This window comes from Sphingomonas carotinifaciens (assembly GCF_009789535.1).
Lineage (GTDB): Bacteria > Pseudomonadota > Alphaproteobacteria > Sphingomonadales > Sphingomonadaceae > Sphingomonas > Sphingomonas carotinifaciens.
In genome coordinates this window covers 2,550,001-2,570,331 of the sequence record NZ_WSUT01000005.1, presented here as the reverse complement: position 1 = coordinate 2,570,331, position 20,331 = coordinate 2,550,001, and the positions used below count along the sequence as shown (strand labels likewise).

Sequence of the window (20,331 nt, the reverse complement as noted above, 5' to 3'; positions counted from 1 at the left end):
ATTGGTGGTGTGGCGGAGAGGGTGGGATTCGAACCCACGGTGGGCGTGAACCCACGGCGGTTTTCAAGACCGCTGCCTTAAACCACTCGGCCACCTCTCCGCGGGGCGTGGTGGTGGCCCGATAGGCCTTGTACGGTCGATTGTGCAAGGCCCACGACGACAAGAGGTTTCAGACAGGCGATCATTGTGGCAGTTGGGCGGGCATGTGGGGGATGGCTCGTGTGCGCCAGTGGCGCCAATTCGCTGTATTGTTCGTGGCATTGTTCGCGGGAGCGGCGCCGGTATGGGCGCAGGATGAGGCCGGGTTTCAGGCTTATCTAGGGGAGGTGCGAGGGGTCGCGGCGGCGCAGGGCGTAAGCGCGCGCACGCTGGATGCGGTGCTGCCCACGCTGACGCTGAACACGCGGGTGATCGAGCTGGACCGCCAGCAGCCGGGAAGCAGCACGAGCACGTCCTTCTCGCCCTTCGCACCGTACAAGGCGGCGCATGTCGATGCCGCGCGGATCAGCCGGGGGCGGAGCAAATATCTGGCCCAGCGCCCCCGTCTGTCGCGGATCGAGCGCGAGACCGGCGTGCCGGAATCGATCATGGTCGCGATCTGGGGGCATGAAACCAATTACGGTTCCTATACCGGCAATTTCGACCTGCTGCGCTCGCTCGCCAGCCTTGCCTATGAGGGGCGGCGGCGGCCGCTGTTCCAGGGAGAATTCATTGCCGCGCTCAAGATGATGGATCGCGGCGTATCGCGCGAACAGTTGAAGGGCAGCTGGGCGGGCGCCACCGGCAATCCGCAGTTCCTGCCCTCCATCTATCTGCGGCTGGCGCGTGACGGCGACGGGGACGGCCGCGCCGATATCTGGAACAGCGAAGCGGACACGCTGGCGTCGATCGGCAACTATTTCACCAATGCCGGCTGGCGCCCCGGACAGCCATGGGGCTTTGCAGTAAGCGTGCCCGGCAGCTTCAACCGGTCGGAGGTCCGCAACACGCTGGTCAGCCCGCGCTGCCCGCGCGTGTTCCAGCGGCACAGCGGTTGGCGGACGATGGCGGAATGGCGTGCGCTCGGCATCGTGCCGCAGGGGCGCGCCTGGCCCGCAGGCGACGTGCTGGCGACGCTGATGGAGCCGGATGGCGAGGGGGCGACCGCCTATCTGTTGACCGGCAACTACCGCGTCATCCTCGACTATAACTGCTCGAACTTCTACGCATTGTCGGTCGGGTTGCTGGCCGACGCGATCGAGGGCTGAGACGACGCAACGGGCAGGTGACGGAACCACCTTGCCCGGCTATGCAGGCGATCGGCCCTGCCCGGGGATCACTGCCAACCTTTCGCGAATTGACGGATAATCCATGAAGAAGCTGATCGTCGCTCCCCTGATCGCCCCCATCATGGCGGTTGCGCTCGCCTATCCCTCGATCGCCGCGGCACCGCAGTTCCAGACGGAGGCGCCGGTCGCCTTCCTGAAGGACCTGTCGTCGGACGCCATCCTGTTCGAGCGTGATGCCGACCGGCGGATGCCGCCCGCGTCGATGGCCAAGATGATGACCGTCTATGTGGCGTTCGACCTGATCAAGCGCGGCGAGATGAAGTTGACCGACATGGTCACCGTCCGCCCCGAGACGTGGGCGAAGTGGCACGGGCCGCAGGCGGGATCGACGATGTTCCTGTCCGCGGGCGAGCAGGTGAGCGTCGCCAACCTGTTGTACGGTATCGTGACGCTGTCGGGCAACGATGCGTGCGTGGTGCTGGCCGAGCATATCTCCGGCGACGAGCCGTCGTTCACCGAGCGGATGAATCGCACGGCCAAGAAGATCGGCCTGAACAACAGCCATTTCGGCACGTCCAACGGCTGGCCCGACGGCGGCGTCACCTATGTCACCGCGCGCGATCTGGCCGACCTGGCCCAGCACACGATCGAGGACCACCCCAAGCTCTACAAGCAATTCTACTCGCGGCGTGATTTCACCTGGGGCAAGACGATGGGCGGCAACGCCATCACCCAGGCCAATCGCGATCCGCTGCTGGGGCGCGTCGCCGGTGCCGACGGCCTGAAGACCGGGCACACCGAGGAAGCGGGCTATGGCTTCACCGGATCGGCCGAGCAGAATGGCCGCCGGCTGGTGATGGTGATGGCGGGCCTGCCGACCTTTACCGGCCGTGCCAACGAGTCCGTGCGGTTCATGGAATGGGGCTTCCGCGCGTGGCAGTCCAAGCCCGTGGTCGCCAAGGGACGCAAGGTGTCCGAGGCGGACGTGCAGCTCGGCTCATCGTCGAGCGTGGGCCTGATCGCGCCGCGCGCGCTGACGGTGACGCTGCCTGCCGGTCTGGCGCCCGAACTGGGCGCAAAGGTCGTCTATCAGGGGCCCGTCAAGGCGCCGATCAAGGCGGGCCAGCATATTGCCGATCTGGTCATTACCGCCCCTGACATGCCCGCGCAGCGCCTGCCGCTGGTTGCGGAGAAGGATGTGGACGAAGCGGGATTCTTCGGCCGTGCCTGGTCCGGGCTGACCTCGCTCTTCGGCTGATGAACGCGGTGATCGGCCACGCCGCGGCGCAGGACGCGTTCGCCGCGGCGCTGGCCGGGTCGAAGCTGCATCACGCCTGGCTGCTGACCGGTCCGGAAGGGGTCGGCAAGGCGCATTTCGCGCGGGTGGCGGCTTTGCGCCTGCTGGCGGGGGCGAGCGGGCGGGGTACGCTGCCGCCGGGACTGTCTGTGCCGGCGGGCCATCCCAGCCGCAGCCTGTTCGAAGCAGGATCGCATCCTGATTTTCGTGTTCTCCAGCGTCTGCCTAAGGATGCGGACAAGCCGGACCAGGATCTGGCCCGGTCGATCACGATCGCGCAGGTGCGCACGTTGCAGCCGATGTTCGCCACGGCACCGGCGATGGGACCGGCACGCGTCGTGCTGATCGATGCGATCGACGATCTGGAGCGCGGCGGGGCCAATGCGCTGTTGAAGAACCTGGAGGAGCCGCCCGCGGGTACGGTGTTCCTGCTGGTCAGCCATGCGCCCGGGCGCCTGTTGCCGACGATTCGGTCGCGGTGTCGGGTGCTGCGGCTGGAGCGGCTGGAGGATGAGGCGGTGGGGCAGGTGCTGCGCAAGCAACTGCCCGAGGCGGACGAGGAGGAGATCGCGACGCTGGTGCGTGCGGCGGACGGGGCGCCGGGGCAGGCGCTGCGCTTTGCAGGGCTGGACCTGCCGGGGCTGGATGCCGCGATCGCGGCGATCGCGGCAACGGGCGACCCGAGCAACGCGATGCGCGCGAAGCTGGCAAAGGCGCTGGCGCCCAAGGCGGCGCAGCGGCGGTATGAGGCGTTTCTGGAGCGGGTGCCGGCCTTCATCGCGGGGGAGGCGCGTCGGCGCGAGGGGATGGCGCTGAGGGTGGCGCTGGACGGGTATGCGGCGGCGCGCGATCTGGGGGGCGCGGCGCGGGGTCTGTCGCTGGATGCGCAGGCGACGGTGTTCGAGATGGCGGGGATCGTTGCGACGCTCCGGTGACGCGGGCAGGTGCGACTTAGGGCGCGAAGTGCAGGGTGCAGCGCAGGCCCGGGTGGGTGTTGATGATGGTGACGGTCGCGCCCAGCCGCTGCGCCGCGGACCGCACGATGGCGAGGCCGAGGCCACTGCCATCCGGCCCTGCGCCGGCGGCGAGACGGACGAAGCGATCGCCCAGCCGATCGAGATCGGCGTCGGGCACGCCCGGACCGTCGTCGGCGACGATGACGTTCGGGCCCTGCGGGTCGGTCGTCACCGCGATCGTCACCATGCCACCGGCGTGGTTGTAGCGGATGGCATTGTCCACGAGGTTGGAGATCATCTCGAACAAGAGCGTGCGATAACCCGCAATCTCGACATCCTGCGTTGCATCGAGATGGATTTCGACGCCCGCCGCAATGGCCTGGCCGATCCGCCGGTTGATGACGGCCACCGCCACTTCGCGCAGGCTGACCGGTTCGAGGGGTGGTGCAGAGCCCCCCTCGTCGGCACGCGCCAGCGCCAGCAACTGGGTGACGAGACGCTCCAGCCGATCGGCGGTGTCGGCGATCTCCTTCAGCGCGTTCGGATCACCACGGCGGGCCAGAGCCACCTGCACCTTCAGCGCGGCGAGCGGCGTGCGCATCTGGTGCGAGGCATCCGAGGTGAAACGCCGAACCCCGGTCGTGGCAGTGTCCAATCGGGCGAGAAGATTGCTGAACGCGTCCGCCAGCGGCCGCAGTTCGGTCGGCAAGGGGCCCGCCTCGATAGCGGAAAGATCCGGCGTCGCGCGCGTATCGCGGGCGGCGACCGCGCCGCGCAGCCGGGCGAGCGGACGCAGACTCCATGCGAGGGCGGGGCGGATCAGCAGCATCGCCATGCCCACCAACGCGACCTCGCCCAGCACGAGCGCGACCAGCAGGCGGTTCCGCAGCGCCACGCGGTTACCCAGCGTTTCCGCCACCTGGACGATCACCGGCACGTCGATGCGCGGCAATGCACGCCGCACCTCGGCGATGCGGATGTTCTGGTCGCGGTACCGGGCGAAACGGAAACGCGGCACGTCGATCGCCAGATCGCTGGCGCGCGGCGGCGGCAGATCGGCATAGCCGGTGAGCAGCCGCGGCCCCACGCTCACCCGGTAATAGACATTATCGCGCTCGGCGTTTTCGAGCATGCCGAAGGCCGCCGCCGGCAGGTCGAGCGTAACCTCGCCCCGTTCGACCTGCACGGTTTCCGCAATCGCACCCAGCGCACCACCCAACACGCGGTCGTTGGTGCGGCGGACGACATCGGCGATCAGCGTCGCCCCAGCCAGACCAAGCGCCACCGCGATGCCCAGCAGCGGCGCGATAATCGCCGCCAGCAACCGGGTGCGCAGCGCCAGCGCGTGGGTCGCGCCGTCAGCCCGCATCGAGCATATAGCCGACACCCCGGATCGTGCGCACCGTCGGCCCATCGGGAGACAGCTTGCTGCGCAGCCGGGCGACGTTCACCTCTATCGCATTGGGGCCGACCGGTTCATCGAAGCCGAACACCTCCGACTGCAGCACTTCCCGAAGGACGATCTGGCCGGCGCGTGTCGCCAGCGCGTCGAGCACCGCCCATTCGCGTCGCCGGAGGTCCAGCACGCGCTCCCCGATGCGGGCCTCGCCGGTCGAGCGATTGAGCGCGAGCGTGCCGATGCGGAGTTCCGGCGTCGGGTCGCCGCCCCGCCGCCGGCCGAGCGCGCGAATGCGGGCCTCCAGCTCCTCCGGCGCGAAGGGTTTGCGCAGATAATCGTCCGCGCCGAGGTCCAGCCCGCGTACCCGGTCGTCGAGCCCGTCGCGCGCGGTCAGCATCAGCACGGGCACGCGCTCCCCGCGTCGGCGCAGGGTGGCCAGCACCTCGAACCCGTCCACGCCCGGCAGGCCGACATCGAGGATCACCAGAGCATAGGGTTCGTCCGCGATCACCGCCAATGCATCCGCGCCATTGGCGACGTGATCGACCGCATGCCCGGAACCGCGGAGCAGCGCGACGATGCCGCGGGCCAGCGGTGCATCGTCCTCGACGATCAGGATGCGCAACGCTCGGCTCCGGCGTGAAAGGTGAATGACAGGTTGGCCCTATAGCGCATGGCGATCAGCTTACCCGAACAAAGAGGCGGGGAGCGAGAGGAGCCGGAAGATGCGTTACGGATTTTCATTGCTGCTGCTGGGGCCGGTGCTGGCGTCGGCCGCGTCGGCAGAGCGCCCGGCGGGCTATCCGCGATCCTATGACACGCTGGTGGCGGCGGCGCGTGCCGAGCGTGGCGCGCGCGTGTACGGCAATGCCGATGCCGCGGCGATGGCGCCGGTGATCGCCGCCTTTCGCCGCGTCTATCCCGGTATCGCCATCCAGTATCAGGATCTGGAGTCGCGGGAAATCTACCGCCGTTTCCTGACCGAGACACGCGCCGGGCGCCCCACCGCCGACCTGGTCTGGTCGTCCGCGATGGACCTTCAGGCCAAGCTGATCAACGACGGCTATGCGCAGGCCTATCAAAGCCCGGAAAAGCCCGCGCTGCCGTCCGCGGCGGTGTGGAAGAACATGGGCTACGGGGTGACCGCCGAGCCCGTCGGCTTCGTCTACAACAGGCGCCTGATCCCGGCCGCGCAGGTGCCCCGGACGCATGAGGCGTTCGAGCGTCTGTTGCGCACGCGGCGAACCGCGCTTGCCGGCCGCGTCGCCACCTATGATCCCGCCCGATCGAACGTCGGCTATCTTTACCTGACCGAAGACCTGTCGATCACGCGCGATACACGCTCGCTGCTTCAGGCCATTGCGGCCACCCGGCCACTGCTGGCGCGGACGACCGGGCCGATGCTGGATGCGGTCGCCGGCGGTCGCGCCGCCATCGCCTATAATGTGGTCGGTCCCTATGCGTTGACGCGGGCCCGGCGCGATCCGCGGATCGGCGTCGTCTTTCCGCGCGACTATACCATCGTCGCGTCGCGCATCGCCTTTGTCACGCGCGATGCACGCAGGCCGGCGTCGGCCAAGCTGTTCCTCGACTTCCTGCTGTCGCGTCCCGGCCAGCGACTGCTGGGGCAGCAATGGCTGCTGCCGGTGCGTGCCGATGTGCCGGCGCCGCGGCTGGGGCCGGAGCGTGCCCGGCCGATCCGGGTCGGCCCACAGCTTCTCGTCAACCTCGATACGATCAAGCGCCGCCGGTTCCTCAGCCAGTGGCAGGCGATCCTCGCCGAAGGGGCAAAAGTGAAATGAAGGTGATATCCGCCGGCTGCGCGCTGATCGCGGTGGTCGCCGCAACCCCGTCGCTCGCGCAGGCGCCGACGCAGAATGATCTGGCGACGCTGGTACGAGAACAGGCCGCCGAAATTGCGGCGCTGCGCGCGCGGATCGAGCGGTTGGAGGGGGCAGGGGCGCCTGTCGCCGCCGCGCAGACCGGGCTGGCCGGTGCCGCCCGGCCTGCCGCCGCCGAGCCACCGGTCGCGGTCGCGCAACAGCAACCGGTTCAGCCGCCGGAGATCGTCACCCGGCCCTTCGCGCCGCAGCTCGTGCCGCCCGGGCCCGCCGAGCGCGACGTGGCGCGGGCGCGGGCGGCGGCGGACAATGTGGCGGGCGTCACCACCGAATGGGGGGCGGGCCTGCCCGTCTTTCACTCGGCAGACGGGGTGTTCACCTTCAAGCCGCGGGGGCGCATCCTGACCGATGTCAGCACGACCTTCGGCTCGCGCTACGCCGACCGCAACCTGACCACCACCGGCATGCGCGCCCTGCGCCTCGGGCTGGAAGGCGGGGTGGGGCCGCACTTCTTCTACCAGTTCGAAAGCGATTTTTCGGAGAACGAGGTCGATATCGTCACCGCCTTTGTCGGGTGGCGCAACCAGATCAGGCCCGGCCTGGACTATGACGTGCGCGCCGGGCACCTGTTCAACGATCGTGGCTTCGAGGGTTCGACGGGTTCGGACTCGACGCCGTTCCTGGAACGCACCGTGGTCGCCACCGCGATCATTCCGCAGCGTGCCTTTTACGGCCTGGGCATCATGCCCCGCCTGTTCTGGAAAACCGGCCATGCCTCCTTGACCGTGACCGGCGACCGGATCGACGGCGACCAGACGCGCAGCGACAATCGCACGGTGCTTGGCCGCGCGCACTGGAACCCGGTCAAGACCGATCGCAACGTGCTTCACCTCGGGCTCTGGGGCTTTGACGAGGCGTTGCGGCCCGGCACCGGCACGCTGACGCGCAACACCGTGATCGGTGGCCGTTTCAACGGCAACCTGCGGCTGTCCACCGGCCCCGTGACGGGCGGCACCGGCACCACCGGTTACGGTGCGGAACTGGGCGGCTATGTCGGCCCGACCTGGCTGATGGTGGAAGCGGGGCAGCGACACGCCCGGCTGGACGGTGGGCGCGAGGATTTCGAGACGCGCGCCTGGAGCGTGTCGGGTGGCTGGTTCATCACCGGCGACCTGCCGCCGTACAATCCGCGCCTCGGCAGCTTTGGCCAGCCGCGTGTCCTGCGTCCCATCTTCGATGGCGGGCCCGGCGCGATCGAGTTGACCGCGCGGTACGAGAACCTGTCGTTCCGCGACATCGCGACCGGCGGCGACGGCTGGGCCGCGACGATCGGTGCCAACTGGTATCTGAACAGCTTCACCCGATTCCAGGTGAACGCGATCCACTGGCACACCGACAATCTGTCGGGCCGCTTCATCGGCCCCGATGACGGCCAGACGCTCAGCGGCCGCATCGCCGTCACCTTCTGATCCCCCCATCACGGATACCCATGCGATGAACCTCGCCCTGCTCGGCTTCCTGATGGTGGCCACCTTCATGACGCTGATCATGACCAAGCGGATGACCCCGCTGGTCGCATTGATCGTCGTGCCCACCGCATTCGCCCTGATCGCCGGTTTTGCCGGCGGCGTCGGCGACATGATGATCGACGGCATCAAGAACCTGGCGCCGACCGGGGTCATGCTGCTCTTCGCGATCCTGTTCTTCTCGACCATGACCGACACCGGCCTGTTCGATCCGCTGGTCAACCGCCTGCTGCGGGTGGTGCATGGTGACCCGCTGAAGATCCTGATCGGCACCGTCGTGCTGTGTGCGCTGGTCAGCCTGGATGGCGATGGATCGACGACCTACATCATCACCATCGCCGCGCTGTTGCCGCTGTACAAGCGATACGAGATGAACCGGCTCTATCTGTGCTGCCTGTTGATGAGCACCAGCGGCATCATGAACCTGACGCCCTGGGGCGGGCCGACCGCGCGCGCCGCCAGTGCGCTGAAGCTCGATCCCGCCACCCTGTTCCTGCCGCTGATCCCGGGGATGATCGCGGGTCTCGCCTTCCTGATCGCGCTGGCGGTGTATTTCGGCCGGCGGGAGCGGGCGCGCATGGGCCATGTCCGCGCCAACGAGCCGACCAGCTTCACCGGCATGGCCGTGTCGCAGTTTCCGGAGGCGCGGCGGCCGCAGCTGAGCTGGTTCAACGCCGCACTGACCATCGCGCTGCTCGCCGGGCTGGTGCTGGGCATCCTGCCGCTGTCGGTCCTGATGATGCTCGCCTTTGCTGTCGCGATGATCGTCAACTATCCGCAGGTCGCCGAGCAGAAGGAGCGGATCGCGGCCCATGCTGGCAATGTCCTGTCGGTCGTGTCGCTGATCTTCGCGGCGGGCATCTTCACCGGCATCCTGTCGGGCACCGGCATGGTGGAGGCGATGAGCAAGGAGGTGGTGGGACTCATCCCGCCCGTACTCGGCCCCTATATGGCGCCGATCACCGCGGCGCTCAGCCTGCCCTTCACCTTCTTCATCTCCAACGACGCCTTCTATTTCGGGATGCTGCCGATCCTGGCCGAAGCGGGCGCCCATTACGGGGTGGAGCCGATGGCGATCGCCCGCGCCTCGCTGATGGGTCAGCCTGTCCACCTGCTGAGCCCGCTCGTTCCCTCCACCTATTTGCTGGTCAGCCTGGCCGGTATCGACCTTGCCGATCACCAGCGCTTCACATTGGTCCCGGCCACGCTGGTATGTGCGGTGATGACGGTGATCGGCATGATCGCGCTGGCCTTTCCCTTCGTCAGTTGAGCAGGATGATGCCGGAACGCGCGCAAAGGGCCGATGTCGCCGCAGTGACGCTGCGCTTCCTTGCGGCGGTGGCGGTGGGTGCGGCGGGCGGCGGGGTGTTCGCCGCGATCGGCGCGCCGCTGCCCTGGGTGCTGGGATCGATGGCCGCCTGTGCGGTGGCGAGCATCGCCCGGCTGCCGGTCGCGGCCGGTAGCGCGACGCGGCGACCGATGGCGGCGGTGATCGGCGTGGTGCTGGGCAGTTCCTTTCATCCCGGCCTGCTGGCGCTGGCCCGCGCATGGTGGTTGCCGCTGTTGCTGCTCCCCGTGTTTCTGGCGGTTGCCGGCCTGCTGTGCGTGATATGGTTCCGGCGGATCGCGGGCTTCGATCCCGCGACGGCTTATTTCGCGGGCATGCCCGGGGGGATCGCGGAAATGGTGGTGATGGGTGCCGAGCGGGGCGCCGACGAACGCACCATCGGCCTGATCCACGGCGCGCGCATCTTCCTGGTCGTGTTCATCCTGCCGTTCGTCATCCGTCATTTCCATGCCCCGGCCAGCGTTGTCGCTGCTCCCTCCGTCACCGCAGCATCGCCCTGGCCGGAGCCGTCGCTGTTCCTGTGGGGCGGGGTCAGCCTTGCGCTGGGATTGGTCCTGGGCCGGTTGTTGCGTCTGCCCGCCTGGCACCTGATGGGGCCATTGGCGGTCAGCGCCGTCCTGCACGCGACGGGGATGACCGACTTTCGGGTGCCCGTCTGGCTGCTCGCCGCGGCCCAGGTCGGGCTGGGGGCGACGATCGGTTGCCGGTTCGCCGGGCTGAAGCTGTGCGCCTTTCTGCGCATCCTGGCGCTCGCCGCGGGATCGACGCTGATCCTTCTCGCCCTGACCTTCGCCTGTGCGGCCGCGATCGGGCGTGCGACGGGGCTGGACGTGGCGCTGCTCGCGCTTGCCTATTCGCCCGGCGGTTTGGCGGAGATGAGCATGGTGGCGCTCAGCCTTGCGCTGGAACCCGGCGTCGTTGTCGTCACCCATCTGGCGCGCGTCGACCTTGTTCTCGTTGCCGCACCACTTGCCTACCGTCCGGAGACCCCGTCATGATCCGAAAGCCGATGCCTCTGGTCCTGCTTCCCGCCATGGGATGCGATGGGCAGCTTTGGGCCAGGCAGGTCGTCGACCTGGGCGATGTCGCGCATCCCGAGCTCGGTGATCTGACCGTCGACGACACGCTGGCCGGCATGGCGGCACGCGTGCTGGCGCATGCGCCGCCCCGCATGGCGGTCGCGGGGGTCAGCCTGGGCGGTTATGTCGCGCTGGAGATGATCCGTCAGGCGCCCGATCGGATCGAACGCGTCGCCTTGTTCGGCACGCGCGCGAGCATGGAGATGCGCGTGCGAACGGTAGGGGAGCAGGGACTGCTCGCCACGGCACCCCATGCCGATCCGATGCTGACGCCGATCGTCAGCGGTCCCGTCCAGGCCATGGCGGAACGCGTCGGGGCGGATGTGTTCGAGCGCCAGCAACGCGCCCTGCTGGCGCGTCCTGATCTCGACCCGGCGATCGCGGCGGTGCGCGTACCCGCCCTGGTGGCCGTGGGCGACCGCGACCGCATCTGCCTGCCGGAGGATGCGGCGGCCCTTGCCCAGCGCATCGCGGGGGCAGATTTCCACATCCTTCGGCATTGCGGCCACCTTGCGCCGATCGAACGCCCCGGCGAGGTCACCATGTTGTTGCGCGCCTGGCTTCAGGGCGCCACGGAGCAGCCAAGACGAGTAACGAGGAAGGCAACATGATCAATCGTCCCGCACAGGCTGCCAGCGTGGCGATCCTCTATCAGGCGTTGCCGCCGCCCGTTATCGGTGGCCTGCGCAAGGATGCCAAGCCGGGCGGATATTCGGACGGCGGGGCCGATATCGCCTTTGCACTCATGGGGTCAGGGCAGCGGGTGATCGTGCCACAGGGATCGCCTGATCCGGCCACCGCGCTGGACTGGGTCTTTCCCGATACGCCGCAAGGTATCGCGGCTGCTATCGACGCGGGGGCGGACACATTGTGGGCCAACACGGTCCTGTTCGAAGGCCATCCGCTGGAACACGCGCTGGGGCGCGTCGCGATCGTCGGTCAGCTTCCGGCCGCGATGCAGGCCTATGACGACAAGTTCGACACCAATCGGATGCTGGCCGCCGCCGGATTGCCGGTCGCCCGGTCCTTTCTCCTGTCCCGGACTGCGCGCGACGGCGTCCACGCGCTGGCGAATGTCGACGCGGTCATCGCACAGAAGGGGCTCGACTTTCCCTTGATCGTCAAACCGGTGCGCGGGCGTGGCAGCCAGGGTGTGACCTGCGTGGCCGACCTTGCCGCACTGCGGGTGGCAGCGAACGCGCTGATCGACAAGGCAACCTTCGGCGACCTCCTGATGGTTGAAGAATATCTGGCCGGCGAGGAGGTGACCGTCACCGTCATGCCGCCGTCATCGCCGGCGCCGGATGGCACGCACCACGACCGGCACTGGGCATTGCGTCCCGTTTGCCGGTTCGACCAGCGGGGCGGTGTTGCCCCGTATAATGGCGACGTGCCGGTGGCCGCGAACAGCGTGGCGATGGCTGCCGGCCGGCTGGGGCATCGGGACGTCGTGGCGATGATCGACGCATGCGTCGCGGCAGCGGAGCGGGTGGACGCTCGCGCAGCGATCCGGATCGATTGTCGCGCGGGGTCCGCCGGAGGGTTCAGGCTGTTCGATCTGAACATGAAGCCGAACATGACCGGGCCGGGCAGGCCGGGGCGCGACGATCAGGACTGTTTGTCTGCGATCGCGGCACGCGCGGATGGATGGAGCTATCCGCGACTGCTGCTGTCCATGCTGAAGGGCAGGTGGCGTTAGTCGGATCAAGCATCGCGGAACGGACTTACCCGGTCGCAGTGAACATCCGCATAATACTCCGATGGAGGCATCATGTAGAAAAATGGTGACCACGCGCGTAGATCGATAGGGATAACGACCGCGTCAATAATTGAGTATTCTACCGGGCAGGGTTACAAAACATTTCCGAGCTTTGCTTCAAGGTTGCCTGATCGGTGAAGCGGTGCAACAGGATCGGGTATTGTGCTTCTGTGTCCGGACTGAAGTGGCCGGATTTCCTTCGCGCTTCAAAGAGAGTCGATCATGGCAAAGCCGGCTATCGTACCCGATTGGACGGACGAGTCCGATCTTGCGCAACGCCTTCAGGAGGTCAATTCCCAGCCGACCTTTGCGGTACTCGATTTCGACGAAACATTGTGGCTGAGGAATTCGACCGAAGAGTTCATTCGCTTCGCGCGCCCTTCGGTCGTTGTTGCCATCGTCATGCAGATCCTGGGAATGCTGAAGCCGTGGCGGCTCATCTCGCGCGATAATCCCGATTATTATCGGGACTGGATCCGCATCTGGGCGGTGGTACTCGTCTCGCCATGGAGCGTCCTGGCATGGCGTAAACATGCTGCGCGGATCGGGCCCGCCTACCTCAACGCAAGCCTCTTGCGCGACATCGCCGCCATTTGCCCGGACCGCATCATCGTCGCCACCTACGGCTTCGATTTCATCGTGAAGCCTTTGGCAGCGGCCATCGACCCCGAGATGGAGGTCGTCGTCGCCTCGTCCCTGCGGGATGCGCCGCGCCTGCGCGCGATCGGCAAGGGCTGTGCCCTGCAACGTGCAATCGGTACCGACGCCCTGACGCAGAGCATCGTCGTCACCGATAATTTCGTCGATCAGGATCTGTGCAACGCCTGCGCGCATGGATTCTACGTCCGCTGGCCCGAGGCCGTGTACGAACAGGCCGGACTGACCCCGATGATCCCGCTCGCCTACACCTCCAAGGTGAAGCGCCCGAAGGAGAATTATCTGCTGAACGGCCTGCTCGGCTATGACTATGCCGTGTTGTGGCTGGCCTTTGCGCTGTTCAGCCCGGCGATCATGCCATTCTCGGTGGCGCTGGGCTTCTATCTGCTGGCGTTCTTCGCAGTTTATGAGATCGGCTATTTCGACAATGATCGCGTCGGTCTGGCGAAAGAGGCAAAGCCGGTCGTCAGCCCGGAATTTGCCCGATACAGCAAGAACTTCCGGCCGGGATGGGCATGGACGTTCGGACTGGTGCTGGCCGGGCTTGGCGCCGGGGTGGAAACTTTGGGCCAGATCGGCGTCGACGGCAGCGGCGGCATGATCGCCGACCTGCGGATGTTCGCGCGGAACTGGCTGTTCGCCATGCTGCTGATCGGGGTCACGCGCGCTACCTTCGTGTGGTTCAACGCCTTGCAACCGAGCATGCGCTTCGTGCCGATGCTGGTGCTGCAGGTCGAGCGGACGTTGGGCTATGCGCTGCTGCTGCCCACCGGGCCCGTCGGTGCGCTGCTGTGCATCAGCCACGCCATCGGTCGCTGGATGCCCTATGTCATCTATCGCTTTGGCGGTGACCGGCGGGAATTTCCGGCCCATGTCGCGGCCCTGGTCGTCTTCCTGATGTGCTTTCCGTTGCTGGTCATCAGCGATCGGCGTCCGGCTACCGAGATGCTGACACCCGAGCTGGGCGTGGTCCTGCTCTATCTCGGCCTGCGCGCCGCCAAGGACATGGCACGGCAGCGTTCCAGCGGCTTATCCCTGCGCGCAAAGCTGTCCTGACCGTGGGGGGCGTGCTGCCGTCTCCTGCCTAAAGCGCCATACCGGCGGCGGGCGCGGATTGAAGGCGCGCAACGTCCTGCCGCGGCGGGGCGCCGAACAGGCGGCGATATTCGCGGCTGAACTGCGACGGACTTTCATAACCGACGGCGTAGCTCGCGGTGCCTGCGGTCGCACCGTCGGCGAGCATCAGGCGACGCGCCTCCTGTAACCGCAATTGTTTTTGAAATTCGAGCGGCGTCATGCGCGTGATCGCCTTGAAATGGGCATAGAGCGAGGATGGGCTCATGCCTGCCTCTGCGGCCACGTCCTCGATGCGGATCTGATCATCGAAGCGGCGGCGGATCGCGGCGATCGCGCGGCTTACCTGATTGAGATGACTGCCCGCGGTCGCGACGCGGCGAAGCATCGAGCCATGCGGACCGATCAGCAGGCGGTACAGGATTTCGCGCTCGATCAGTGGCGCAAGTGCGTGGATCGTGTCCGGCCGGTCGAGCAGCCGGACGAGCCGGCAGGCGGCGTCGATCAGGTCGGGGTCGCTTGGATATACACCGAGCACCGGGAGGTCGGCATCGGCGATCCTACCACCCTCCGCCACCATCAGGTCGGCGAGGATCGCGGTGTCGAGATCGATCTTGCAGCAAAGATAGGGCGCGTCGGGGCTGGCATCGATGACATGGCCGACCAGCGGCAGATCGACCGAGACGAGCAGATAATGGGCGGCATCATAGACGACGCTGTGTTCGCCGATCGACACGCGCTTTGACCCTTGTGCAATCAGGCAAAGCGAAGCCTCGTACACCGCGGGGGTCGGCATGCTCGGCTGATCGGCGCCGATCAGCGAGACATGCGGCATGATCGTGGTGCAAATACCTGATCCGGAGACATGGCGATCGATGATCCGGGCAAGTTCGACGACGTTATCCATCACCCTGTGATCGGCGAGGCCCGCCGCGCCTGCAAGCGGCTTTGCACCGGTTCTGGAGGATCGGGCAATCAGTCTGGACGATCGCTCTACCGCCTCTCGCGGCCACCGCACCATGTGCAGCGTCACCTTTATGGAAGGAAGCATCATGACGCGGAACATGGACAAGGTCGTGCTGATCACCGGCGCATCGAGCGGTATCGGCGAGGCGACGGTGCGCGAACTCGCCTCTACCGGCGCCAGGCTCTTTATCGGTGCACGCCGTGGCGACCGACTGAAGGCACTGGCGGAGGAACTCGGCGAGACTGTCGCGTGGCGGGAACTGGATGTGACCGACGGCGCCGATTTCGATGCCTTCGTCATGGCGGCGGAGGCGCATTTCGGGCGGGTCGACGTGCTGGTGAATAACGCGGGCGTCATGCCGCTGTCGCCGCTCGCGGCGCTGAAGCGCGATGAGTGGAAGCGGATGATCGACGTCAACATTTATGGGGTGCTTAACGGGATCGCGGCGGTATTGCCCCGCTTCGTCGCGCAGAAGTCCGGGCATGTCGTCAACGTCGCATCGGTGGCGGCGCATGTCGTGCTGCCGACCGCAGCGGTCTATTGCGGCACCAAGCACGCGGTGCGTGCGATTACCGAGGGGTTGCGGCAGGAGCATGACGAGATCCGCTCGACTCTGATCTCGCCGGGTGTCGTGGCGACCGAACTCGGGCACGACATCACCGATCCCGATGTCGCCAAGGCCTTGCAGGGGTGGCGGCAAAAGGCCTTGACCCCGGACGCCATCGCACGCGCCGTCCGCTACGCCCTGGAGCAGCCCGACGGCGTCGACATCAATGAGGTCATCGTGCGGCCGACGGCGGCGGACATGTGAGGTCGGCACATGCGCCAGCCATTTTCCGGCTGGCGCCTGCTTGCGTCGCGTTCGGTGTTATCCATGTTGACGATACCGCCCGAAACGTGGCACGGAGCCGGCAGGCCGGAATTGCGCAAGCGTTCCGATCAGCGATCTTCTGCTGATCTGCGGGTGTAGCTCAATGGTAGAGCAGAAGCTTCCCAAGCTTACGACGAGGGTTCGATTCCCTTCACCCGCTCCAGCCTTCGCGGCAAACTCCGAGAGCGTTCCCGTGCCGGTGATCCAAACATGGATCAGCTAGTTTTTTCGAAACTCTGTTGAACTCTCATAGGTTTATCGCCGGTCAAACTAGGAGACCGGTGATCATGGCGAGCACTTTCGACAATCGAACGGGCGACGGCCTGCGCGCAATTTTCGTGACCGGGTTGCGCAATGCGCATGCCGTCGAGAAGCAGGCGCTATCGATCATGACGCCGCAGGTCGAGCGGATCGAGAATTACCCCGAGATCGCCGACCGTCTGCGTGCGCATATCGACGAGACGCATGGACAGATCAGCCGCCTGGAGGAGATCCTGGCGTCACTGGAAGAGAGTCATTCCGCGCTGAAGGATACGGCGCTGAGCCTGAGCGGCAGCATGGCGGCAATCACGCACAGTGTGGCGGGTGACGAGATACTGAAGAACAGCTTCGCCAATTATGCTTTCGAGCATTTCGAGATCGCCAGCTACAAATCCCTGCTGACGCTGGCCGATGATGGCGGCTTTGGCGGGACGCACACGGCGCTCAAGCAGTCGCTGGGTGAAGAGGAGCGGATGGCGCAGTGGATCGACGAGCATCTGCCGGTGATCACGCGCCGCTACGTGCAGATCTATTCGGAGGAAGGGTCGTTCCAGGCCAAGGTGTGATCCTTTCCTGACCGCGAATGGGGCGGCATGGTCGTGAAGGTCGTGCCTGCCCTGCGTCGGTTATCGCGATCCCGCCGCTATGAGCCTTCAATGGCGAACTGGCGGCAGGACTGCGCCAATTCACGTCGCGCCGTAACGGGGATCGCGACGACAGGCCGGTATCTCAACCGGTCGGTTCACGCTGACCAGCGCCTGCTCCTCGATGTGATCATCCCGGCGGCGGCATGCGGCGCGATGACCTGTGCTCCAGAATAGCGATCGGCCAAGCGCCTCAGAAGCAAGGCGAGCATGATGGCCATCGCAAGCGCTCCGCTGAGCTGACCGCGACGCACAGTAGTATCGCGGCGGCCAGGAACAGGCATGAAGCGATCGCGAAGCTACCCAGCCGCTATCTCGGTCCTGTCCAAAAGGCAGTTATGCGCCTCGATGATGGGACGGGAGCGCCAGCAGTTTGCGGCAACGGTGCGGCGGCCAACGGAAGCGGCTGGCGAAGTTAAAGGCATCAGCGAGGATCAGACGGGGGTACGTCGTGCCGCCTGGGATCGACGCGGCCGGTGATGTGCTTAGCGCGCAGCCATGGTGCCGATTTTTCATCGATCGGTACTAGTCTGACTTATTCCTGATTTCTGATCACCGCCTTTCCATTTGCGGGCGTTGAAGGTCACTCCGTGGCCCATAAGCGCGTTACCGGAGGACTAAAAAATAAGCAGTTACGCGGTATTTCAGAGTTTGCGTATTCAAGACGAGTCATAATCTCTCTTGCACCCCCGCGCGCGACGCCATATCGGATGTCAGAGTAATACCGGGATCACAAGCCGGGGTAGGAGGGGTTATGTCCATGGCGATCAAGCCATTTGTTCTCGGTTCCGCGTCGCTGGTGTCGCTGGTGATCGCCCAGCCGGTCTGGGCGCAGGCCGCCCCCAATAGCGGCGGCATCCCGCAGGATCTGCCCGAACAACCATCCGATGGCACGGTGGCACGCCAGGAGGGCGATGCGGTCACCGCGGATCAGGCCGCAGCGCCCGCATCCGGCGCCGTTGGGGAAGAAGAGATCGTCGTCACCGGCGTGCGTGGCAGCATCATCGGGGCGATCAACGTGAAGCGTGACGCGACGCAGATCGTCGATTCGATCGTCGCGGAGGATGTCGGCAAGCTGCCCGACAACAACGTGATCGAAGCCTTGCAGCGTGTAACCGGCGTGCAGGTGACGAACCGGACGGGCGGCGAGGCGGCGGGCTTCTCGATCCGCGGCCTGCCGGACGCTTTGACCACGATGAACGGGCGCAACATCTTCACCGCGTCGGGCCGATCCTTCTCGCTGCAGGATATTCCGGCGAACCTGGTCAAGCGGATCGACGTGTACAAGACGCGTGCCGCCGAGCAGATCGAAACGGGCCTGGCGGGTCAGGTCGACGTGTTCACCCGGCGCCCGTTCGATTTCGACGGCTTTGCGATTTCCGCCGTTGCGCGCGGCATCTACAATGAGCAGGCGGATACCTTCAATCCGAACATTTCCGCGCTGGTCAGCGATCGCTGGGAGACGGGGATCGGCGATATCGGCGTGCTGGTGAACGGCAGCTATGCCCGCACCAAATATCGCGACATGACGGTGACGGCGGGTGCGCTGGTGCCGTTCGCGACGACCACGATTCCGGGCAACGCGGCAAACACCTGTAGTCCGAGCAATCCCAATGGCTGGGTAGTGCTGGAGCGGCTTCAGCCGAGCGATTGTCGTGCGCCCGGGCAAGCATTGTGGCAGCCGGGCACCGACCGGGGCCTTGCCACCACGCCGGGCTCGACTTTGCTCGTGAACGGGCAGCAGACGCCCTATTATCTGTCTCGCGACGCGGTGTTCAGCTCGGACCTGACCGGTCAGCGTGAGCGGCCGGCCGTGAACGCGGCGATCCAGTGGGCGCCGAACTCCAGTTCCGAATACACGTTCGAGTTCTTCTGGAACCAGTTCAAGGCGGACACCTATAACAGCCTGATGTTCTCCTTTGTCGACTGGTGGGGTGCTCTTGGCCCCAATCCGTTGTCGACCGTCGGCCTGTATGACGGCAGCAACCTGGTGAAGACGCGGGCCGTCGGCGATGTTTTTGGTTTCAACTCGGGTGATTATACCCGCAGCAAGACCGACAGCTTCGTCTATGCGCTGAATGGCAAGTGGGACGTGGGCGAGCGCGGCAAGATCGTCGCCGACTTGTCCTACCAGACCAGCCGGTTCGACACGCAGTTTCTCGCGATGCGGCTGAACCGCACCGCGTCGCGGATCGATGTGGATTTCAACGCCGGCGGCGGCATCCCGTCCTACAACTTCAACGATAATGCGCTGCTGCTCGACCCGGCGCAGTGGAATGTGGCGGAATTCTACGACAACGCCAACCGTTCCAAGGGCTCGGCGCTCACCTTCCAGGTCGATGCCGATTATAGTTGGGACGAGGGCTTCATCCGTAAGGTGAAGGCCGGCCTGCGCTATGACGATCGCAAGGCGGCGGACTCGGTGCGCACGCAGGATGCCGGCGTGCTGGGGGCGAACTTCGCCACGCTCGATCGCGGGTTGCAGACCAGCAACAGCGGCTTCTTCGATGGGCGTGCCGATGTGCCGACAAGCTGGCTGAACGTGAATGGCAGCTATCTGTACGACAATGCCGACGCGATCCGCTCCTTGTACCGCGCCCGCAACGTCGGCAACCTGCGGCTGTCCGATCAACTGGCACTGACCCAGGTCTTCGACATCAACGAGATCACCATGGCCGCCTATGCGCAGGCGGATGCGGAGGTCTCGATCTTCGGGCGGCCGCTCGCGATCCAGGCGGGGCTTCGCTATATCGATGTCGACACCGACTTCACCTTCACCGACCGCTATGCGGTGCCGGTGCTGACCACCGGGGGGTCGCAGGCAACGAACCGGTTCCTGCCAGCGGTGACCCTGCGCTATGACTTAACCAGCAACTTCCGCGCGCGGTTCAACTATGGCCAGACATTGCGCCGGCCGGGTTTTGCGGACCTGAACCCCAACTTCCAGTTGACCGGCGACCTGACCAATGTCGGCTACGGCACGGGCTCGGGAGGCAATGTAAACCTGCGCTCGACCGTGTCGAAGAATTACGACGCCGCGCTCGAATGGTATTTCGAACGCAACAGCCTGATCTACGGCACGCTGTTCCGGCGTGAGATCGATGGGCTGATCGTGCCGATCACCTCGCTGGTGAACGTCGAGAACACCGGGCTGAACACCAACCGCTTCCTGGTGACGCGGCCGGAAAACGCCTCCAACGGCGTGTTGAAGGGGGCCGAGCTGGGCCTGACCTATTTCCCGACCTACCTGCCCGGCGTGTTGAAGGGACTGGGTTTCGTCGGCAGTCTGACCGTGCTCGACTCTCGGCAAAACATTCCGCAGGTTGATCTGAACGGCAACGTCACCGGGCAGGACCAATCATCCTTCTTCGGGGTGTCGGACTT

Annotated in this window: 16 protein-coding genes and 2 tRNA genes (1 of these 18 only partly in view); 14 read left to right on the top strand and 4 right to left on the bottom strand. The window is 66.0% G+C overall.

Annotated features, from left to right (window positions below; genetic code table 11):
- Positions 1-10: 10 nt before the first annotated feature.
- Positions 11-100, bottom strand: a tRNA-Ser gene (locus tag GQR91_RS14060).
- 112 nt (positions 101-212) lie between these two features.
- Between GQR91_RS14060 and GQR91_RS14055 the strand changes: the two genes are divergently transcribed.
- The 3 genes from GQR91_RS14055 (at position 213) to GQR91_RS14045 (ending at position 3,500) form a co-directional block, all read left to right on the top strand.
- A complete protein-coding gene (locus GQR91_RS14055; protein WP_174236671.1) occupies positions 213-1,247 on the top strand; it encodes a lytic murein transglycosylase in 1,035 nt (344 codons plus the stop codon).
- A 103-nt stretch (positions 1,248-1,350) separates the two neighbouring features.
- Positions 1,351-2,526 (top strand): D-alanyl-D-alanine carboxypeptidase family protein, encoded by a 1,176-nt coding sequence (locus GQR91_RS14050; protein ID WP_112383627.1) that lies wholly within the window; start codon positions 1,351-1,353, stop codon positions 2,524-2,526.
- Positions 2,526-3,500 carry an AAA family ATPase gene (locus GQR91_RS14045; protein ID WP_149683409.1) on the top strand — a complete coding sequence of 325 codons (975 nt, stop codon included), beginning with the start codon at positions 2,526-2,528 and terminating at the stop codon, positions 3,498-3,500. The genes GQR91_RS14050 and GQR91_RS14045 overlap by 1 nt, the downstream gene beginning before the upstream one ends.
- A 16-nt stretch (positions 3,501-3,516) precedes the next feature.
- Here GQR91_RS14045 and GQR91_RS14040 read toward each other — a convergent pair whose 3' ends face one another.
- On the bottom strand, positions 3,517-4,890 hold the full coding sequence (locus tag GQR91_RS14040; RefSeq protein ID WP_149683408.1) for a sensor histidine kinase: 1,374 nt from the start codon (positions 4,888-4,890) through the stop codon (positions 3,517-3,519).
- Positions 4,880-5,545 carry a response regulator gene (locus GQR91_RS14035; protein WP_174236670.1) on the bottom strand — a complete coding sequence of 222 codons (666 nt, stop codon included), beginning with the start codon at positions 5,543-5,545 and terminating at the stop codon, positions 4,880-4,882. Before GQR91_RS14035 ends, GQR91_RS14040 begins: the two co-directional genes overlap by 11 nt.
- A 100-nt stretch (positions 5,546-5,645) precedes the next feature.
- Between GQR91_RS14035 and GQR91_RS14030 the strand changes: the two genes are divergently transcribed.
- From GQR91_RS14030 to GQR91_RS14000, 7 genes are all read left to right on the top strand, one after another.
- Entirely contained in the window at positions 5,646-6,722 is a 1,077-nt protein-coding gene (locus GQR91_RS14030; protein ID WP_149683407.1) for an ABC transporter substrate-binding protein, read from the top strand.
- Positions 6,719-8,230: an OprO/OprP family phosphate-selective porin gene (locus tag GQR91_RS14025; RefSeq protein WP_149683406.1), complete on the top strand. Its 1,512-nt coding sequence runs from the start codon at positions 6,719-6,721 to the stop codon at positions 8,228-8,230. Before GQR91_RS14030 ends, GQR91_RS14025 begins: the two co-directional genes overlap by 4 nt.
- A gap of 25 nt (positions 8,231-8,255) precedes the next feature.
- On the top strand, positions 8,256-9,557 hold the full coding sequence (locus tag GQR91_RS14020) for a CitMHS family transporter (RefSeq protein WP_149683405.1): 1,302 nt from the start codon (positions 8,256-8,258) through the stop codon (positions 9,555-9,557).
- A 5-nt stretch (positions 9,558-9,562) separates the two neighbouring features.
- Positions 9,563-10,633, top strand: a complete 1,071-nt coding sequence (locus tag GQR91_RS14015) for an AbrB family transcriptional regulator (protein WP_235904158.1) — start codon at positions 9,563-9,565, stop codon at positions 10,631-10,633.
- Positions 10,630-11,325 (top strand): alpha/beta fold hydrolase, encoded by a 696-nt coding sequence (locus GQR91_RS14010; protein ID WP_149683404.1) that lies wholly within the window; start codon positions 10,630-10,632, stop codon positions 11,323-11,325. Before GQR91_RS14015 ends, GQR91_RS14010 begins: the two co-directional genes overlap by 4 nt.
- A complete protein-coding gene (locus GQR91_RS14005) occupies positions 11,322-12,413 on the top strand; it encodes a D-alanine--D-alanine ligase family protein (protein WP_149683403.1) in 1,092 nt (363 codons plus the stop codon). The genes GQR91_RS14010 and GQR91_RS14005 overlap by 4 nt, the downstream gene beginning before the upstream one ends.
- 282 nt (positions 12,414-12,695) lie before the next feature.
- Entirely contained in the window at positions 12,696-14,186 is a 1,491-nt protein-coding gene (locus tag GQR91_RS14000; RefSeq protein WP_149683402.1) for a hypothetical protein, read from the top strand.
- Positions 14,187-14,214: 28 nt separating this feature from the next.
- Here the strand turns inward: GQR91_RS14000 and GQR91_RS13995 are convergent, their stop codons facing one another.
- Entirely contained in the window at positions 14,215-15,111 is an 897-nt protein-coding gene (locus GQR91_RS13995) for an AraC family transcriptional regulator (RefSeq protein WP_149683444.1), read from the bottom strand.
- Positions 15,112-15,256: 145 nt separating this feature from the next.
- On the opposite strand from GQR91_RS13995, the gene GQR91_RS13990 reads away from it, so the two are divergent.
- The 4 genes from GQR91_RS13990 to GQR91_RS13975 all read left to right on the top strand — a co-directional run.
- On the top strand, positions 15,257-15,982 hold the full coding sequence (locus tag GQR91_RS13990) for an SDR family oxidoreductase (RefSeq protein ID WP_149683401.1): 726 nt from the start codon (positions 15,257-15,259) through the stop codon (positions 15,980-15,982).
- A 149-nt stretch (positions 15,983-16,131) separates the two neighbouring features.
- A tRNA-Gly gene (locus tag GQR91_RS13985) sits at positions 16,132-16,205 on the top strand.
- 124 nt (positions 16,206-16,329) lie between these two features.
- Positions 16,330-16,869 (top strand): ferritin-like domain-containing protein, encoded by a 540-nt coding sequence (locus tag GQR91_RS13980; protein ID WP_149683400.1) that lies wholly within the window; start codon positions 16,330-16,332, stop codon positions 16,867-16,869.
- An 838-nt stretch (positions 16,870-17,707) separates the two neighbouring features.
- Positions 17,708-20,331 carry the 5' portion of a TonB-dependent receptor gene (locus tag GQR91_RS13975; protein ID WP_149683399.1) on the top strand. 331 nt of this gene lie beyond the right edge of the window, so only the first 2,624 of its 2,955 coding nucleotides appear in the window; the start codon lies at positions 17,708-17,710; the stop codon falls past the right edge of the window.

Bases quoted from the DNA above. Each gene is read 5' to 3' on its own strand.
- GQR91_RS14055 (WP_174236671.1), top strand. From the start codon at position 213: ATGGCTCGTGTGCGCCAGTGGCGCCAATTCGCTGTATTGTTCGTGGCA.
- GQR91_RS14050 (WP_112383627.1), top strand. From the start codon at position 1,351: ATGAAGAAGCTGATCGTCGCTCCCCTGATCGCCCCCATCATGGCGGTT.
- GQR91_RS14045 (WP_149683409.1), top strand. From the start codon at position 2,526: ATGAACGCGGTGATCGGCCACGCCGCGGCGCAGGACGCGTTCGCCGCG.
- GQR91_RS14040 (WP_149683408.1), bottom strand. From the start codon at position 4,890: ATGCGGGCTGACGGCGCGACCCACGCGCTGGCGCTGCGCACCCGGTTG.
- GQR91_RS14030 (WP_149683407.1), top strand. From the start codon at position 5,646: ATGCGTTACGGATTTTCATTGCTGCTGCTGGGGCCGGTGCTGGCGTCG.
- GQR91_RS14025 (WP_149683406.1), top strand. From the start codon at position 6,719: ATGAAGGTGATATCCGCCGGCTGCGCGCTGATCGCGGTGGTCGCCGCA.
- GQR91_RS14020 (WP_149683405.1), top strand. From the start codon at position 8,256: ATGAACCTCGCCCTGCTCGGCTTCCTGATGGTGGCCACCTTCATGACG.
- GQR91_RS14015 (WP_235904158.1), top strand. From the start codon at position 9,563: ATGATGCCGGAACGCGCGCAAAGGGCCGATGTCGCCGCAGTGACGCTG.
- GQR91_RS14010 (WP_149683404.1), top strand. From the start codon at position 10,630: ATGATCCGAAAGCCGATGCCTCTGGTCCTGCTTCCCGCCATGGGATGC.
- GQR91_RS14005 (WP_149683403.1), top strand. From the start codon at position 11,322: ATGATCAATCGTCCCGCACAGGCTGCCAGCGTGGCGATCCTCTATCAG.
- GQR91_RS14000 (WP_149683402.1), top strand. From the start codon at position 12,696: ATGGCAAAGCCGGCTATCGTACCCGATTGGACGGACGAGTCCGATCTT.
- GQR91_RS13995 (WP_149683444.1), bottom strand. From the start codon at position 15,111: ATGGATAACGTCGTCGAACTTGCCCGGATCATCGATCGCCATGTCTCC.
- GQR91_RS13990 (WP_149683401.1), top strand. From the start codon at position 15,257: ATGACGCGGAACATGGACAAGGTCGTGCTGATCACCGGCGCATCGAGC.
- GQR91_RS13980 (WP_149683400.1), top strand. From the start codon at position 16,330: ATGGCGAGCACTTTCGACAATCGAACGGGCGACGGCCTGCGCGCAATT.